The organism is Pantoea sp. M_10 (assembly GCF_008631515.1).
GTDB classification, from domain to species: Bacteria; Pseudomonadota; Gammaproteobacteria; order Enterobacterales; family Enterobacteriaceae; genus Pantoea; species Pantoea anthophila.
The window spans coordinates 31704-47685 of sequence record NZ_VWUL01000012.1 but is presented as its reverse complement, the minus strand read 5'-3'; the positions used below and the strand labels follow the sequence as shown (position 1 = coordinate 47685).

17 protein-coding genes are annotated in these 15982 nt (G+C 57.6%); 10 read left to right on the top strand and 7 right to left on the bottom strand.

What is annotated here, in order from left to right; all coding sequences use genetic code 11:
* Positions 1-462 precede the first annotated feature (462 nt).
* Positions 463-1311, top strand: coding sequence for a hypothetical protein (locus F3I47_RS21610; RefSeq protein ID WP_150029846.1), 849 nt, complete (start codon positions 463-465; stop codon positions 1309-1311).
* 30 nt (positions 1312-1341) lie between these two features.
* On the opposite strand, the gene F3I47_RS21605 is transcribed toward F3I47_RS21610, so the two are convergent.
* Positions 1342-2439: a glycerol dehydrogenase gene (locus tag F3I47_RS21605; protein ID WP_046101995.1), complete on the bottom strand. Its 1098-nt coding sequence runs from the start codon at positions 2437-2439 to the stop codon at positions 1342-1344.
* Positions 2440-2584: 145 nt separating this feature from the next.
* On the opposite strand from F3I47_RS21605, the gene F3I47_RS21600 reads away from it, so the two are divergent.
* Positions 2585-3208 (top strand): LysE family translocator, encoded by a 624-nt coding sequence (locus tag F3I47_RS21600; RefSeq protein ID WP_150029847.1) that lies wholly within the window; start codon positions 2585-2587, stop codon positions 3206-3208.
* A 4-nt stretch (positions 3209-3212) separates the two neighbouring features.
* Here the strand turns inward: F3I47_RS21600 and cmoB are convergent, their stop codons facing one another.
* The 4 genes from cmoB to F3I47_RS21580 form a co-directional block, all read right to left on the bottom strand.
* Positions 3213-4181 (bottom strand): tRNA 5-methoxyuridine(34)/uridine 5-oxyacetic acid(34) synthase CmoB, encoded by a 969-nt coding sequence (gene cmoB / locus F3I47_RS21595; protein ID WP_058957334.1) that lies wholly within the window; start codon positions 4179-4181, stop codon positions 3213-3215.
* Complete coding sequence (gene cmoA, locus F3I47_RS21590) at positions 4178-4906, bottom strand: carboxy-S-adenosyl-L-methionine synthase CmoA (RefSeq protein ID WP_009089712.1); 729 nt, start codon at positions 4904-4906, stop codon at positions 4178-4180. The genes cmoB and cmoA overlap by 4 nt, the downstream gene beginning before the upstream one ends.
* 81 nt (positions 4907-4987) lie before the next feature.
* Entirely contained in the window at positions 4988-5383 is a 396-nt protein-coding gene (locus tag F3I47_RS21585) for an MAPEG family protein (RefSeq protein ID WP_009089714.1), read from the bottom strand.
* A gap of 70 nt (positions 5384-5453) precedes the next feature.
* Positions 5454-6275, bottom strand: a complete 822-nt coding sequence (locus F3I47_RS21580) for a DUF72 domain-containing protein (RefSeq protein ID WP_150029848.1) — start codon at positions 6273-6275, stop codon at positions 5454-5456.
* A gap of 211 nt (positions 6276-6486) precedes the next feature.
* Between F3I47_RS21580 and aspS the strand changes: the two genes are divergently transcribed.
* From aspS to ruvB, 6 genes are all read left to right on the top strand, one after another.
* A complete protein-coding gene (aspS, locus tag F3I47_RS21575; RefSeq protein ID WP_150029849.1) occupies positions 6487-8265 on the top strand; it encodes an aspartate--tRNA ligase in 1779 nt (592 codons plus the stop codon).
* Positions 8265-8696 carry a dihydroneopterin triphosphate diphosphatase gene (nudB, locus tag F3I47_RS21570; protein ID WP_111207755.1) on the top strand — a complete coding sequence of 144 codons (432 nt, stop codon included), beginning with the start codon at positions 8265-8267 and terminating at the stop codon, positions 8694-8696. The genes aspS and nudB overlap by 1 nt, the downstream gene beginning before the upstream one ends.
* A gap of 278 nt (positions 8697-8974) precedes the next feature.
* Positions 8975-9718: a YebC/PmpR family DNA-binding transcriptional regulator gene (locus F3I47_RS21565; RefSeq protein ID WP_009089723.1), complete on the top strand. Its 744-nt coding sequence runs from the start codon at positions 8975-8977 to the stop codon at positions 9716-9718.
* A 37-nt stretch (positions 9719-9755) separates the two neighbouring features.
* Entirely contained in the window at positions 9756-10283 is a 528-nt protein-coding gene (gene ruvC, locus F3I47_RS21560; protein WP_150029851.1) for a crossover junction endodeoxyribonuclease RuvC, read from the top strand.
* A 95-nt stretch (positions 10284-10378) separates the two neighbouring features.
* On the top strand, positions 10379-10993 hold the full coding sequence (gene ruvA / locus F3I47_RS21555) for a Holliday junction branch migration protein RuvA (protein WP_009089727.1): 615 nt from the start codon (positions 10379-10381) through the stop codon (positions 10991-10993).
* An 8-nt stretch (positions 10994-11001) separates the two neighbouring features.
* Complete coding sequence (gene ruvB, locus F3I47_RS21550; protein WP_150029852.1) at positions 11002-12006, top strand: Holliday junction branch migration DNA helicase RuvB; 1005 nt, start codon at positions 11002-11004, stop codon at positions 12004-12006.
* On the opposite strand, the gene znuB is transcribed toward ruvB, so the two are convergent.
* Entirely contained in the window at positions 12007-12792 is a 786-nt protein-coding gene (gene znuB, locus F3I47_RS21545; RefSeq protein ID WP_009089730.1) for a zinc ABC transporter permease subunit ZnuB, read from the bottom strand. It lies immediately after the preceding gene.
* The gene (znuC, locus tag F3I47_RS21540; protein WP_140923166.1) at positions 12789-13544 is read right to left on the bottom strand and encodes a zinc ABC transporter ATP-binding protein ZnuC; all 756 of its coding nucleotides are present in this window, start codon (positions 13542-13544) and stop codon (positions 12789-12791) included. Before znuC ends, znuB begins: the two co-directional genes overlap by 4 nt.
* A gap of 77 nt (positions 13545-13621) precedes the next feature.
* Between znuC and znuA the strand changes: the two genes are divergently transcribed.
* The gene (znuA, locus tag F3I47_RS21535; RefSeq protein WP_150029853.1) at positions 13622-14569 is read left to right on the top strand and encodes a zinc ABC transporter substrate-binding protein ZnuA; all 948 of its coding nucleotides are present in this window, start codon (positions 13622-13624) and stop codon (positions 14567-14569) included.
* A gap of 13 nt (positions 14570-14582) precedes the next feature.
* A complete protein-coding gene (gene mepM, locus F3I47_RS21530) occupies positions 14583-15914 on the top strand; it encodes a murein DD-endopeptidase MepM (RefSeq protein ID WP_150029854.1) in 1332 nt (443 codons plus the stop codon).
* The last annotated feature ends 68 nt before the right edge of the window (positions 15915-15982 follow it).

Genomic DNA, 15982 nt, shown 5'->3' with positions numbered 1-15982 from the left:
TTGGACAAAAAGCTGGAGTAAATATAAATAATTCCGTTAAGCAACGCAAAAGTGTTGAGCCCTGCCAGAGGCGATTCTAGCGACAGCCTGAAAATAACTGTCTGACGGTTTTCAGCCCAATACTTGCTATCCAGCTTGATACGGAATGGCTCCCTCGCTTTCCCTACTGAATCCGGATGAGGAAAATACGTGCCGCCGCTTCAGCGTGTTTTCATATCCCTTAAAGCCGATCAGCCGGGTAGACTACCCGCACAATGCGCAGCCGTCGTTCAGATGAATTATTCACTGCCATCCGGGACTTTTACCGCAGAGAGCCACGCAAGCCGCCGCGCTATCCGTTACGCTTAGATCACCGCACCGCTTCAGGCATAACTTCGGGCGGCAGCTTCAATTCGTCACCGGTTGCCGCTGTTTTTCACGGCAGGGTTTACACTTACAGCAACGTTGCCCGGAACTGACCCTATGAATCGCAATCAGAGTGCCGCTCTCATCCTGTTGCTGACTGCGCTGTGCAGTGGCAGCGTGGCGGCCAGCGCATGCCGGCCGCAGAGCACAACCATCACCAACAGCAATAACCTGATTCTGCTCGGCGGCAATGCCAAAGGCGCAGTGAAGCAGGTGATTGCGGGGGAATTTGGTAAGGATGTGAATTCTCAAAAGCGGGTGCTGGGCCAGTTTGACGCCTGCGGCGACCTGACCGTGGCTGACGTCAGCTATGACAAAAATGAGCGCAACGTTATCCTCAGTATGGAGCAGCACATTGCCAGAGTGCAGGGCGGCTGGGTGGCGGAATATGCCTGGATGGTGAAAGTGCTGAAAGAGGGCAAGGAAGTCGTGGTCGACAACCGACAGGGGACGATCAACTGGCAAAAAGGGGAGCATGGCAATATCACCAGCGCCTCTGATAAATTTATCAGCATGGGAAAAAGCGGTTTTACCGACACGACCTATCGCTATGATCGCCAGTTGCGCCTGGAGAAGAGCGTGGCGCGCGGCAGCGACCCGACGACCAACGGCGAGTTTCACTATCACTGGAATCCAAAGGGACTGGTGACGCGCACCACTTCCGCCCGCAGCACGGATAACTACACCTACGATCCGCAATGGCGTGAAGTGCGTCTGAACGGCACGGCCACCACGCCGCTGAGCACCATCCGCTCGGTGGACGAGTGCCAGTCATGGGATGAGGTCGGTAACTGCACGCTGAGCTACCTGCATGAGACCGAAATCTTCACGCGCGGCACCATCGAACGCCACCTCAGTTCTGCCTATAAATATGAGTACTGGGATCATCCTGCGGCGGAGGAGTAACGGGCGATCGGATCATCGCCCGTTGGCGGCTTATTTCACTGTCTGACTAAAGGCATCCAGCGCCAGCAGGGCGTTGGCAATATCTTCCGGTGACAGATGAGGATTCAGGTTTTTCAGCGTATCCCCCTCACTGTTGGCCAGAGCGCCCACTTTCACCAGATTCTCCCAGCTTTCATTTTCAAGATGCATCTCCCGAAGCGTGGTCGGCATGTTGATAGAGCGATAGAAACGGATGTAGCGCGCAATTTCCTCGTCCGGACGCTGCTCAAGCACCATCTGCGTCAGTGTGCCATAGGCAACTTTTTCGCCGTGGGTCAGATGATGAATGTCACCATCAATGGCGGTAAAACCATTGTGAATGGCGTGAGCGGCTGCCAGCCCGCCGTTTTCAAAGCCCAGTCCTGAGAGCAGCGTATTCGCCTCAACCACCGCTTCCACGGCGGGCGTGACCCGTTTTTCGCTCACGGCGATATAGGCGCTGTAACCCCACTTGAGCAGTGTTTCTTCGCAGGCACGGGCAATCGCCAGTCCGGCAAGGGTCGGATCGCCATTGACCATTGATTTCGCATGGGAACGCGCCACGGCCTGCGCTTCAACCCAGGTGGCCAGCCCATCGGCAATGCCAGAGGCAAAGAGTCGCGCAGGCGCACTGGCGCAGACAGCCGTATCCACCAGCACCAAATCAGGGTTTTTGCTGTAGAAGCGATAGCTCTCAAATACGCCACTGTCAGAGTAGATGACCGACAGGGCGCTGCAGGGGGCATCGGTAGAGGCAATGGTCGGCACGATGGCTACCGGCTGCTGAAGTTCGTCCGCTACCGCCTTAACCGTGTCCAGCGTTTTGCCGCCGCCCAGCCCGACAATCACGTTACAACCCTGGCGCTTCGCCAGCGCACTGAGACGGGTGATCTCATTGCTGGAGGCCTCGCCGTTAAATTGCTGCCAGCTGAATTTCACTCCCGCGGACTGCAACGTCTGTTGCGTCCGTTCACCAATCAGCTTCCAGACAACCTCATCCGCCACCAGAAAAGCCTGATCGCCCAGTTCAGTCAGCAACGTTCCCAGCTCGTCCAGTACACCTGCGCCCTGCACATATTTACGGGGTGATGAAAAAATAAATTTACTCATAATCACGTCTCCTTAATATGAATAGCCCGACCCGATCCAGCCTGGCACAATCCGCCCGGCATGGCAGGTGATCCCGCGCATTACGCTGTCAGGGCTGTTAAGCTGCCTGAACACCCCTTACCGGGAGAAACAACGGAGAATCATTATGAGCGCCACGCTCTTTTCATTTCTGTTTGCGATAACCATTCTGACGCTCACGCCTGGGTTTGACACCGCGCTGGTGCTGCGAACGGCCATTGCACAGGGCTGGCAGCGCGCCTGGGCGACAGCGCTGGGTGTGACGCTGGGTTGTCTGCTCTGGGGGATCGCAGTCGGGCTGGGGCTGGGGGCGCTGCTGATGGCGTCTGAGATTGCCTATAACCTGCTGAAATGGATCGGCGCGGCCTGGCTCTGCTATCTGGGCATTCGGTTGCTGGTCACCCCGCGCCAGCAGTCGCCTGCTGTAGCTCAGCCCGCGGTTCGCCAGCAGGGCTATCTGGCCTGCTTCAGTCGGGGATTGATGGGCAACCTGCTGAATCCAAAAGTGGGGGTCTTTTACGTCACCTTTCTGCCTCAGTTCATTCCGGCCGGAGCGTCAGTGCCGCTCTGGTGCAGCCTGATGGCGCTGGCTCACATGCTGCTGGGGCTGGTCTGGAATGCGGTGCTGATTGGCGGCAGCCACTTTTTCGCCGGTCATCTGCAAAAACCTGCGGTGCTGAAGGTGATGGATCGTTTGACCGGCTGCGTGTTTATTGGATTTGCGGCGAAACTGGCCTTGTCCCGCCGCTGAGACGTCAGGGTTTGGTGGCGACCAGCACGGCACGCAGGGGAGCGGGGTAGCCCTCAATCGTTTTGCTGGCGTCATCGGGGTCGAGAAACTCTGCCAGGGATTCGCTGGTCATCCAGTCGGTCCGGCGCTGCTCTTCCGTGGTGGTGCGGGCAAAATCAACGATCCGCACATCCACAAACCCGCTTTTTTCCAGCCAGCTCTTCAGGGCCTCGGCTGACGGAATAAAGAAGACGTTGCGCATCTGGGCATAGCGCTCGCCGGGCACCAGAACCTGATTCACATCGCCCTCAATCACCAGCGTTTCCAGCACCAGCTCGCCGCCGCTGACCAGCTGGTTCTTGAGCTGTAACAGGTGATCCAGCGGGGAGCGACGATGATAGAGCACGCCCATAGAGAAGACGGTATCAAACGCCTGCAGTGCCGGTAACTGCTCGATCCCCAGCGGCAGCATGTGCGCCCGGCGATCGTCATTGAGCAGCTTGCGCACGGCTTCAAACTGCACCAGGAAGAGCTGCATCGGATCGATGCCGACCACCAGATGCGCACCGGCACCGATCATGCGCCACATGTGATAGCCGCTGCCACAGCCCACATCCAGCACGGTGCGGCCCGCCAGGGGGGAGATATGCGGCAACACGCGCTCCCACTTCCAGTCAGATCGCCACTCGGTGTTGATGTGCGTGCCATAGAGGGAGTAAGGCCCTTTGCGCCACGGCATCAGGTTACGCAGTAATTTTTCAATGCCCTGACGATGACGATCGCTGATGTCATCACGGTCGGCGGTGACGCTGTGCAGCAGGTCCAGCTTCTGGGGCGCGAGCAGCGGCAGATACTCCAGCGACTTGTACCAGTCCCGGAAGTGACCGTGCAGGTTTTCCCGCTGCCATTCGCTGATTTGAGCCGGTAATACTTCCAGCCACTTCGCCAGCGGGCCTACCGCAATTTGCTGATAAAAACGGCCAAAGTCGATCATTTCAACGCCACCAGTGAACCAAAATTAAAGCACTGGAACCAGAGTTCGGCGTGCGGGAAACCGGCCTGCTTCAGGCGGGCTTTGTGGGCTTCAACGCTGTCGGTGAGCATCACGTTTTCCAGCATGCTGCGCTTCTGGCTGATTTCCAGTTCGCTGTACCCGTTGGCGCGCTTGAAGTCGTGATGCATGTTAAATAACAGCTCACCAACTTCCGCATCTTCAAAACTGAACTTCTCAGACAGCACCAGCGCGCCACCCGGTTTCAGTCCCTGCCAGATTTTCGTCAGCAGCGCCAGGCGCGCAGGCGGCTCCAGAAACTGTAACGTGAAGTTGAGCACCACCAGCGAGGCGTTCTCAATCTCAATATCGCGGATATCCGCTTCCAGCACCGTCACCGGCGTATCGGCGCGGAAGGCATCCAGATGACGACGGCAGCGCTCCACCATCGCGGGCGAGTTATCCACCGCGATGATCTCACAACCCGGCACATGAATGTTGCGGCGCACCGACAGGGTGGCTGCGCCCAGTGAGCAGCCCAGGTCATACACCCGGCTCTGCGGGGTAACAAAACGTTCTGCCAGCATGCCAATCATCGAAATGATGTTGGAGTAGCCAGGCACCGAGCGCTGAATCATGTCAGGAAAGACTTCAGCCACGCGCTCGTCAAAAGTCCAGTCGCCCAGTTTTGCAATGGGCGCTGAGAAGAGTTGATCGCGGTCAGACATATCGAAAATCCGAAGAGACGACGGAAAGGGCGCTATTCTGGCAGAAAGTGGGGCAGGCTGCACCCCTTAACCCCGCCCCGCTTAATGGAGCGACAGCACCAGATCCCAGGGGAGATAGATCAGGTTAAAAATAACCATGCCGCAGAGGGAAAAGAGCGTCAGCATCATGCCATATTTGCGACCGGTCATTGCGCTGTTGCGTAATCCCCAGGCGTGCAGAAAGCGGCCGATGAAAAACAGCAGTGCGGTGAGGTGCACCATCCAGATATCGGCGCCGTTCATCTCCATCACGACCAGCAGCAGCAGCGCCAGGGGAATGGTTTCAATGGCGTTACCGTGAATGCGAATCGCCATTTTCAGGTCGTGATAGCCGCCGTCGCCATACGCCACGCGATAAAAACGGCGGAAACGCACGACGTCCAGCGTGAATTTCATGATTAGTAAGGCACCCAGTACCACGTATAACGCGCTTATCATTGTCACTCCGGTACGCATTCAGAAGAGGGGCTATTCTATCCAGCGTTCGGCACGCTGTCCCGTATGGCGTTTAAAACAGTGATGCCTGCTGCGGCCAGTCTGGCCCGTAACCGATGGCCGGATCGATCTGTTGCAGCTGCGGCCACAGCGCCTGCACCAGTGGAAAAACCTGGCCCATATCGGGCGTGTGCAGAAACAGCATGGCGTCACCCTGCTGCTGCCACTCGGCCAGTTTGCTGCGCCAGATCTGAAACAGCGGCACACTCTCTTCCACGCTGTCGCTGCCGATAAAGCGCACCATCGGCTGTGAACCGGTGCGCAGCGCGTGGGGCGGCACCCGCGGCTTCTGCGCCCGGGCGGCCAGCGCGGCCGGACTCTGTGAGGTGGAAGCATGCACCGGACGGCTGTCGAGCATCACGCGATTGATGCCGCGTGCCAGCAGGCCGCGGTTCAGCGCCCGCTCCGCCTCGCCTTTGGCAAAGAACGCGGGATGGCGCACCTCCACCCCGTAATCAAAACGGCGCGGCAGGCTGTCGAGAAAACGCCACAGGTCATCGAGCTGCGGCGGGGAGAAGCTGGCAGGCAGCTGCAGCCAGTACTGACCGATGCGATCGGCCAGCGGCTCCATCAGGCGCAGAAAATCGGTCAGCAGATCGTCGCTGTGCTGCAGCGCCGCCTGATGGCTGATGGTGTTGGGAAACTTAAAGCAGAAGCGAAATGCCTCATGCGTCATGTCGCGCCAGCGCATCACCGTTTCGGCATTCGGCAGCGCATACAGCGTGGTGTTTCCCTCCACACAATGGAAATAGCGGGCATAGTCCGCCAGGCTTTCAATGCCCCAGCGTTTCCAGTGTGAGTGCTGCCACTGGGGCAGGCCAATACGCAGTGTCACGCGCGCTCCTCGCGGCCGGTTAAGATACCCTATTATCTGTCAGGCTCAGGCTGGGGGGCAAATGCACAGAGGAAATCGGTGCTTTGGCGCGGATATGTTTATCCTGCCTGGCTTTTTCCATTATAATGGCCGCCATTTTTGCGACAGCATCGCATCAGGTAACGCGGCCGGATGCTGTCAGCTGCAGCGGCGAAGTTAAAAGGATAGTGTTATGCGTACAGAATATTGCGGACAGCTCAATCTGTCTCATGTGGGTCAGCAAGTCACGCTTTGCGGCTGGGTAAACCGCCGTCGCGATCTGGGCAGTCTGATTTTTATCGACATGCGCGACCGTGAAGGCATCGTACAGGTGTTCTTCGATCCCGATCGTCAGGACGCGTTTAAGCTGGCTTCTGAACTGCGTAACGAATTCTGCATCCAGATTACTGGTACCGTGCGTGCGCGTGATGAGAAGAACAAAAACAGCGACATGGCAACCGGTGAAGTGGAAGTGTTCGCCCAGGAACTGACCATCATCAACCGCTCTGAACCCCTGCCGCTGGACTCTAATCAGACCAACAGCGAAGAAGCGCGCCTGAAGTATCGCTATCTGGATCTGCGTCGCCCGGAGATGGTGGCTCGTCTGAAAACCCGCGCCCGCATCACCAGCTTTGTGCGTCGCTTTATGGATGACGAAGGCTTCCTGGATATTGAAACCCCGATGCTGACCAAAGCGACACCGGAAGGTGCGCGTGACTATCTGGTGCCAAGCCGGGTTCACAAAGGTAAATTCTATGCACTGCCGCAGTCACCGCAGCTGTTCAAACAGCTGCTGATGATGTCCGGTTTTGACCGCTACTATCAGATCGTGAAATGCTTCCGCGATGAAGATTTACGTGCCGATCGTCAGCCTGAATTTACCCAGATCGATGTTGAAACCTCATTCATGACCGCGCCACAGGTGCGTGAAACCATGGAGCGTCTGATTCGCAACCTGTGGCTGGACGTCAAGGGTGTGGATCTCGGTGAGTTCCCGCAGATGACCTTTGCGGAAGCGATGCACCGCTACGGCTCCGACAAGCCGGACCTCCGTAACCCGATGGAGCTGGTGGACGTAGGCGACCTGCTGAAAAACGTCGAATTCCAGGTCTTCTCTGGCCCGGCCAATGATGAAAAAGGCCGCGTCGCTGCGCTGCGCGTGCCGACCGGTGCACAGCTGAGCCGTAAGCAGATTGATGAGTATGGCAAGTTTGTCGAGATTTACGGGGCGAAAGGCCTGGCGTGGATGAAGGTCAATGTTCGTGCCAATGGACTGGAGGGCGTGCAGAGCCCGGTTGCCAAATTCCTGACTGCGGAGATCGTTGAGGGCATCCTGAGCCGTACCGGCGCGCAGGATGGCGACATCATCTTCTTTGGTGCTGACCGCGCCAGAGTGGTGGCTGACGCACTGGGTGCTCTGCGCCTGAAAGTGGGTCGCGAGCTGAACCTCACCGACGAGAACGCCTGGGCACCGCTGTGGGTAATCGACTTCCCGATGTTCGAAGAGGACGAGGAGGGCGGTCTGGCCGCGATGCACCATCCGTTCACGGCGCCAAAAGAGATGAGCGCCGAAGAGCTGGCGGCCGATCCGACCCGTGCCGTGGCGAACGCCTACGACATGGTGATCAATGGTTACGAAGTGGGCGGCGGTTCTGTGCGTATCCACAACGGCAACATGCAGCAGACGGTGTTCAGCATTCTGGGTATTGAAGAGCATGAGCAGCGTGAGAAGTTTGGCTTCCTGCTGGACGCGCTGAAGTTCGGTACGCCGCCGCATGCGGGCCTGGCGTTTGGTCTGGACCGTCTGACCATGCTGCTGACCGGCACCGACAACATCCGTGACGTGATCGCCTTCCCGAAAACCACGGCTGCCGCCTGTATGATGACCGAAGCGCCAAGCGAAGCGAACCCGGCTTCCCTGCTGGAGCTGGGCATTCAGGTGGTTAAAAAAGAAAAGCCTGAGAATAAATAATGGGCTATAAACACCCGGTTTCAGTGCTGGTAGTGATTTCGGCGCGTGATACTGGCCGGGTGTTGATGCTGCAGCGGCGTGACGATCCCGCGTTCTGGCAGTCGGTCACCGGCAGCCTGGAGCCGGGTGAGTCTCCGCTGGCGACCGCCTGTCGCGAAGTGAATGAAGAGGTCGGTATTGATGTGCTGGCTGAGCGTCTGGAGATGGAAGATTGTCAGCGTCAAATCGACTTTGAAATCTTTCCCCATTTCCGCCATCGCTATGCACCGGATGTCACCCATAATCACGAGCACTGGTTTCGCCTGCAACTGCCAGCGGAGCGCGATGTGAGGCTGACCGAGCATCTGGCCTTTCGCTGGCTGGCAGCGGCGGAGGCGGCAGCATTGACCCGTTCATGGAGTAACCGCCAGGCAATCGAAGAGTTCGCCTGAAAACCTGTCGCCGCACGCTATTCCGGCGACGGAGAGATGATAAGTTGAATCGGGTGAGTGTTAACACAACGACACCACACTATTAAACAGTCGGGCGTCATCGCCGCCGCGACAATGTTCCCCGCCAGCAAGAGGGCACCCGCGTCAGGTTGAACGCGAGGATGACGCGCAGGCTCGCCCGTCACGGGCTGACAGGTTACGACCTGTCTGAGCTACGCCGGAGGACAGGATCGCAGCCAGATCGCCCGCACCCTGTAAAAGATCGGAGAGAAGAGAAAATGGCAGGACACAGTAAGTGGGCTAACACCAAACACCGTAAGGCGGCACAGGACGCGAAGCGCGGCAAAATCTTCACCAAAATCATTCGTGAACTGGTGACGGCAGCCAAGCTGGGCGGCGGCGATCCGGGGTCTAACCCCCGTCTGCGTGCGGCGATGGATAAAGCACTGTCTAACAACATGACGCGTGACACCATGGATCGCGCCATCGCGCGCGGTGTGGGCGGCGATGACAACGCCAACATGGAAACCATCATCTATGAAGGGTACGGTCCGGGTGGCTCCGCCATTATGATTGAATGCCTCAGTGACAACCGCAACCGTACCGTTGGCGAAGTGCGTCACGCCTTCACCAAAACCGGCGGCAACCTGGGAACTGACGGCTCCGTGGCCTACCTGTTTAACAAAAAAGGCGTCATCTCCTATGCGCCAGGCCAGGATGAAGATGCGGTCATGGAAGCGGCGCTGGAAGCGGGTGCTGAAGATGTGGTCAGCTACGACGATGGCGCGATTGATGTCTTCACCGCATGGGAAGAGATGGGCAGCGTGCGTGATGCACTGGAAGCCGTCGGCCTGAAAGCGGATACCGCAGAAGTGTCGATGATCCCGACCACCAAAGCGGAAATGGATGCGGAAACCGCACCGAAACTGCTGCGTCTGATCGACATGCTGGAAGACTGCGACGATGTTCAGGAGGTTTATCACAACGGTGAAATCTCCGACGAGGTGGCGGAAACGCTGTAATGGCGTTGGCCATCACCGCTTCAACCGGAGAGGCGTAATGTCGATTATCCTGGGTATCGATCCCGGCTCACGCATCACCGGTTATGGGGTTATTCGTCAGACTGGCCGCCAGCTCACCTACCTGGGCAGCGGCTGTATCCGCACCAACACCGCCGAGCTTCCCGCCCGCCTGAAGCTGATTTATGCGGGCGTCTGCGAAATCATCACCCAGTTCGCACCCGATTACTTCGCCATTGAACAGGTATTTATGGCAAAGAATGCTGACTCGGCGCTGAAGCTGGGTCAGGCTCGCGGTGCGGCGATTGTTGCTGCGGTCAACCACGACCTGCCGGTGTTTGAATATGCCGCCCGTCAGGTTAAGCAGACGGTGGTTGGCATCGGCAGCGCCGAGAAAAGCCAGGTGCAGCACATGGTGCGGACCCTGCTGAAGTTACCGGCAAACCCGCAGGCGGATGCCGCTGATGCCCTGGCCATTGCGATTACGCACTGTCACGTGGCACAGAATGCGACGCGGATGAGTGACAGCAAGCTGGTACTCACGCGCGGACGATTGCGATCCGTTTAACGGCCGCGGCACCGTCTCACTCTCAGGCTGGATATTCATCCAGCCTTTTTTATGTTATAAAATCCGCCACATTCGTAAGTTAAGGAAGCATTCAGGTGATAGGTCGTTTACGGGGCAACATTCTGGAAAAGCAGCCGCCACTGGTGCTGCTTGAGGCACACGGCGTCGGCTATGAAATTTACATGCCTATGACCTGTTTTTATGAGCTGCCTGAACTTCAGCACGAAGCGGTGATTTTTACCCACTTTGTGGTGCGCGAAGATGCCCAGCTGCTGTTTGGTTTTAACAGCAAGCAGGAGCGCACGCTGTTCCGCGAACTGATCAAAGTGAATGGCGTCGGGCCAAAACTGGCGCTGGCGATCCTCTCCGGCATGTCGGCGCAGCAGTTTGTGACCGCGGTGGAAAAAGAGGAGATCGCGTCGCTGGTGAAACTGCCCGGCGTGGGTAAAAAGACCGCCGAGCGTCTGGTGGTGGAGATGAAGGACCGCTTTAAAGGGATGCACGGTGACCTGTTTGGCGGTGATTCAGCCTTTACACTCACCACGCCAGGGCCGGAAGCGGACACCAACGATGCGGAAGCGGAAGCGGTTGCAGCGCTGGTATCGCTGGGTTATAAACCGCAGGAAGCGAGCCGTATGATCAGTAAAGTCGGTCGACCGGATGCGGATTGTGAAACCCTGATCCGCGAAGCGCTACGCGCCGCCATTTGAGGTAAGTGATGATAGAAGCTGACCGTCTGGTCTCCGCTGCCAGCGTTAACGAAGAAGAGATTATCGATCGCGCCATCCGGCCAAAGCTGCTGAATGAGTATGTCGGACAGCCACAGGTGCGTGAGCAGATGGAGATTTTCATCAAGGCCGCGCAGCTGCGCGGTGATGCGCTTGATCATCTGCTGATCTTCGGTCCGCCGGGGCTGGGTAAAACCACCCTGGCGAACATCGTCGCTAACGAGATGGGTGTTAACCTGCGCACCACCTCCGGCCCGGTACTGGAAAAAGCCGGGGATCTGGCGGCGATGCTGACCAACCTTGAGCCGCACGACGTGCTGTTCATTGATGAAATCCACCGCCTCTCGCCGGTCGTGGAAGAGGTGCTCTATCCGGCGATGGAAGATTATCAGCTGGATATCATGATTGGTGAAGGCCCGGCAGCGCGTTCGATTAAGCTCGATCTGCCGCCGTTTACCCTGATTGGTGCCACCACCCGTGCCGGCTCTCTGACCTCGCCACTGCGCGACCGCTTTGGCATTGTGCAGCGGCTGGAGTTCTATCAGGTTAAGGATCTGCAGCACATCGTGGGCCGCAGCGCCGCCTGTCTCGGTCTGGCGCTGAGTGATGACGGTGCGTTAGAGATTGCCCGCCGCGCCCGCGGCACGCCGCGTATCGCCAACCGTCTGCTGCGCCGGGTTCGTGACTTCGCCGAAGTCCGGGCCAACGGTGAGATGAGCGGTGAAGTCTCCTGCAGTGCGCTTGATATGCTCAATGTGGACAGTGAAGGCTTCGACTATATGGACCGCAAGCTGCTGCTGGCCATTATTGATAAGTTTATGGGTGGGCCGGTCGGACTGGACAACCTGGCGGCCGCTATCGGTGAAGAGCGCGAAACCATCGAAGATGTGATTGAACCCTTCCTGATTCAGCAGGGCTTCATTCAGCGCACACCGCGTGGCCGTCTCGCCACGCAGCATGCTTATCGTCACTTCGGCATTACGCGTGAAGAGTAGTTAAACGGCGGGCTTGCGCACCATGCTGAAGATAAACAGGATGGCGGCGCACAGCACCACTGACGGGCCGGCTGGCGTATCATAGAACGCGGAGAAGGTCAGCCCGCCGGTTACAGCGATGACCCCGATCACCACCGCGACGGCTGCCATGCCTTCCGGCGAACGAACAAAACGCCGGGCGGTCGCCGCCGGTATGATCAGCAGCGACGTGATAATCAGCGCCCCCACGAACTTCATCGCGACGCCGATGGTCAGTGCGGTAATGAGCATCAGGATCAGCCGGGTGCGCTGAATATTGACGCCATCCACCTGCGCCAGCTCCGGGCTGATGGTCATCGACAGCAGCGATCGCCACTGCCATGCCATCACCAGCAGCACGACCACCACGCCACCGCCCATCATCCAGAGATCGTCCGGCGTCACCGCCAGCAGATCGCCGAACAGATAGGCCATCAGATCGACGCGCACATTCTTCATCAGGCTGACGACCACCAGACCCAGCGACAGCGCGCTGTGCGCCATGATCCCCAGCAGCGTGTCGATCGCCAGATGGGGGCGCCGTTCCAGCCAGACCAGACCCAGCGCCAGGCAGACCGTCACCAGAATGACCGCATAGTAAGGATTAACGTTAAACAGCAGGCCAAACGCGACGCCGAGCAGGGAGGCGTGTGCCAGAGTGTCACCGAAGTAGGACATCTTGCGCCAGACGACAAACGAACCCAGCGGACCGGCAGCCAGCGCTAACATCACGCCGCCTATCCAGCCCGGTAATAACAACTCAATCATGATGAACCCTGTCCTTTGCGTAAAACGATACGTCCCTGAAGGTCGTGACGGTGATTATGATGGTGACGGTAAATCGCCAGCTCCTGCGCACCGCGAGGACCAAACATGGCGATAAATTCGGGATGCTGTGACACCGCTTCGGGGGTACCGGAACAGCAGATGTGGTGATTCAGGCAGAGCACTTCATCGGTTTTGGCCATTACCAGGTGGAGGTCGTGAGAGACCATCATCACGCCGCAGTTCAGTTCAACGCGCAGCTGATTGATCAGATCATAGAGGGCGACCTGACCGTTGACATCCACCCCCTGCGTCGGCTCGTCCAGCACCAGCAGCTGAGGCTGGTTGAGCAGGGCGCGGGCCAGCAGCACACGCTGCGTTTCGCCGCCCGAGAGTTTCTGCAGCGGCGCGTTGAGTAAGTGGCCCGCCTGCACGCGTTTCAGGGCGGGGAGGATCTCCGCCTGTTTACTTCCGCGGGTCAGACGCATAAAGCGTTCGACGGTCACCGGCAGCGTCGGATCGATATGCAGTTTCTGTGGCACATAGCCAATACGCAGATCGGCATGGCGCTGAACCGTGCCGCTGGTGGGGGCGAGCAAACCCAGCACCACACGGACGAGCGTAGACTTACCGGCGCCGTTAGGCCCGAGCAGGGTGAGAATACGGCCAGGCTGCAACGCCAGGCTGACGCCCGATAAGACGTTGCGCTGGTTAAATTTTATCGAAACGTTATCAAGTGTGACAAGTGAGGTCATAGTATTTACAGGTTGCACAGAATTTCGAATGTTATAATATCACATTCCACTTCATGGTCACGATGGAATGACGCAATATGTTACATAATAAAAAAGGCGCAATTTTCGCCTTATCAGCCCTCGCTGTTTCAGCTTCGTTAACTCTTCCTGCAAAGGCAAACGTCGTCGCCTCATTAAAACCGGTCGGTTTTATCGCCGCAGCCATTGCCGATGGTGTTACCCCGGTTGATGTCCTGCTGCCAGATGGTGCCTCTGAACACGATTATGCCCTGCGCCCCTCTGATGCAAAACGCTTAAAAAACGCGGATTTAGTCGTCTGGGTTGGCCCTGAAATGGAAGCGTTTATGGCGAAGTCTGCATCTGAACTTCCGGCCAAAAAAAATCTCGCTATGGTCGACATCGACGGCGTAAAACCGTTATTGATTAGCGGCGGTGAAGATGAAGATGAACACGCAGCGGAAAATTCTGAAGAACAGGATGCCGATGCACATCACCATCATCACGGTGAGTTTAATATGCACCTCTGGTTGTCGCCAGAGATCGCGCGCAAGACCGCGGTTGCAATCCATGGAAAATTATTGGAACTTATGCCGCAAGATAAAGCCAAACTTGACGCCAACCTCCAGCAGTTTGAGGTAGCGTTGGCAGACACGGACAAACGCGTTAGCGCACAACTTGCTCCGGTCAGAAATAAAGGATATTTCGTTTTTCACGACGCTTACACGTACTTTGAAAAGCACTACGGTCTCTCGCCTGCCGGGCATTTTACCGTGAATCCTGAAATTCAGCCGGGCGCACAGCGTTTACACCAGATACGAACACAGTTGGTTGAGCAAAAGGCGGTCTGCGTCTTTGCTGAGCCACAATTCAGGCCAGCAGTCATCGATGCTGTTGCCCGCGGAACGCAGGTGCATAAAGGCACGCTCGACCCGCTGGGGACAGACATCAGTCTGGCAAAAGACAGCTATGTGAAATTCCTCTCACAGCTGTCGGGCCAGTATGAAAGCTGCCTGAAAGGAGCATGAGGAATAGGTAAAAGTGCAGCAGATAGCCCGCTCTGTCGCCCTCGCATTGAATAATTTGCCGCGCCCCCACCGCGTAATGCTGGGTTCTTTAACTGTAGTCACTCTGGCCGTCGCTGTCTGGCGGCCTTATGTTTACCATCCCACCGATGACGTGACGCCTATCGTCAAAACGATCGAGCTGGACAAAAGTGAACTTCGTACGCTGCTGCCAGAAGCCAGTGAGCCTATCGATCAGAGCACACCGGAACCGGACGAAGAGCTGCCTGCAGACGATGTCGACACCGACGTGCCGGATACGGCAGGCGTGCATGACTACACCGTCTCTTCCGGCGATACGCTGAGCAGCGCCCTGAATCAGTATGGCATCGATATCGCTGACATCAATGCGCTGGTGGTGAGCGACCGCGATCTGCGAAATCTGCAGGTGGGTCAGCAGCTGAGCTGGACGCTGGATGATGATGGCGGTCTGAAAACCCTGAGCTGGGAAATCTCCCGTCGTGAAACCCGCACCTATGAGCGCACCCCGAAGGGTGGCTTTAAGATGGAAGCGGAGATGCAGAAGGGCGAATGGCGCAACAGTGTCATGCAGGGCGAAGTGCGTGGCAGTTTTGCTGCCAGTGCCATGCGGGCCGGACTGAGCGGCGCTGAAGCAAGCGCCGTCATCAAAGCGATGCAGTGGCAGATGGACTTCCGCAAGCTGCGTGCCGGTGATCAGTTCAGCGTTCTCATGTCGCGCGAAATGCTGGACGGTAAAAGTGCGCAGAGCCAGTTGCTGGGCGTGCGCCTGCGCAGCGGGGGCAAAGACTATTACGCGTTCCGTGCCGAAGATGGCAAGTTCTACGATCGCAGCGGCTCCGGCCTGGCGCGCGGCTTTATGCGCTTCCCGACGGTTAAGCAGTATCGTGTCTCCTCCAACTTTAATCCGCGCCGTCTTAACCCTGTGACGGGGCGTATTGCGCCGCACAAGGGCGTCGACTTTGCACTGCCGATCGGCACGCCGGTACTGGCTGTCGGGGATGGTGAGATTGTCGTGGCGAAAAATGGCGGTGCCGCCGGTAACTATGTTGCCATTCGTCATGGCCGTCAGTATATGACGCGCTATATGCACATGAAGAAAGTGCTGGTGAAGCCGGGTCAGAAAGTGAAGCGCGGTGACCGTATCGGCTTGTCCGGTAATACCGGACGTTCAACCGGGCCGCACCTGCATTTTGAAATCTGGATCAATAATCAGGCGGTCAATCCATTAACGGCGAAACTGCCGCGCATGGAAGGCCTGACCGGTAAAGAGCGCAGCGAGTACCTGGCGCAGGTGAAATCCTGGCTGCCGCAGCTGGGCCTTAAGTAAGCGATTTTCATCAGGTCGCGCAAAAACCGACGGTTTCCCCGTCGGTTTTTTGTAATCCGGACCGTGAT

Bases quoted from the DNA above. Each gene is read 5' to 3' on its own strand.
- aspS (WP_150029849.1), top strand. From the start codon at position 6,487: ATGCGTACAGAATATTGCGGACAGCTCAATCTGTCTCATGTGGGTCAG.
- znuB (WP_009089730.1), bottom strand. From the start codon at position 12,792: ATGATTGAGTTGTTATTACCGGGCTGGATAGGCGGCGTGATGTTAGCG.
- F3I47_RS21605 (WP_046101995.1), bottom strand. From the start codon at position 2,439: ATGAGTAAATTTATTTTTTCATCACCCCGTAAATATGTGCAGGGCGCA.
- F3I47_RS21600 (WP_150029847.1), top strand. From the start codon at position 2,585: ATGAGCGCCACGCTCTTTTCATTTCTGTTTGCGATAACCATTCTGACG.
- F3I47_RS21610 (WP_150029846.1), top strand. From the start codon at position 463: ATGAATCGCAATCAGAGTGCCGCTCTCATCCTGTTGCTGACTGCGCTG.
- ruvB (WP_150029852.1), top strand. From the start codon at position 11,002: ATGATAGAAGCTGACCGTCTGGTCTCCGCTGCCAGCGTTAACGAAGAA.
- F3I47_RS21565 (WP_009089723.1), top strand. From the start codon at position 8,975: ATGGCAGGACACAGTAAGTGGGCTAACACCAAACACCGTAAGGCGGCA.
- nudB (WP_111207755.1), top strand. From the start codon at position 8,265: ATGGGCTATAAACACCCGGTTTCAGTGCTGGTAGTGATTTCGGCGCGT.
- F3I47_RS21585 (WP_009089714.1), bottom strand. From the start codon at position 5,383: ATGATAAGCGCGTTATACGTGGTACTGGGTGCCTTACTAATCATGAAA.
- cmoA (WP_009089712.1), bottom strand. From the start codon at position 4,906: ATGTCTGACCGCGATCAACTCTTCTCAGCGCCCATTGCAAAACTGGGC.
- znuC (WP_140923166.1), bottom strand. From the start codon at position 13,544: ATGACCTCACTTGTCACACTTGATAACGTTTCGATAAAATTTAACCAG.
- znuA (WP_150029853.1), top strand. From the start codon at position 13,622: ATGTTACATAATAAAAAAGGCGCAATTTTCGCCTTATCAGCCCTCGCT.
- ruvC (WP_150029851.1), top strand. From the start codon at position 9,756: ATGTCGATTATCCTGGGTATCGATCCCGGCTCACGCATCACCGGTTAT.
- cmoB (WP_058957334.1), bottom strand. From the start codon at position 4,181: ATGATCGACTTTGGCCGTTTTTATCAGCAAATTGCGGTAGGCCCGCTG.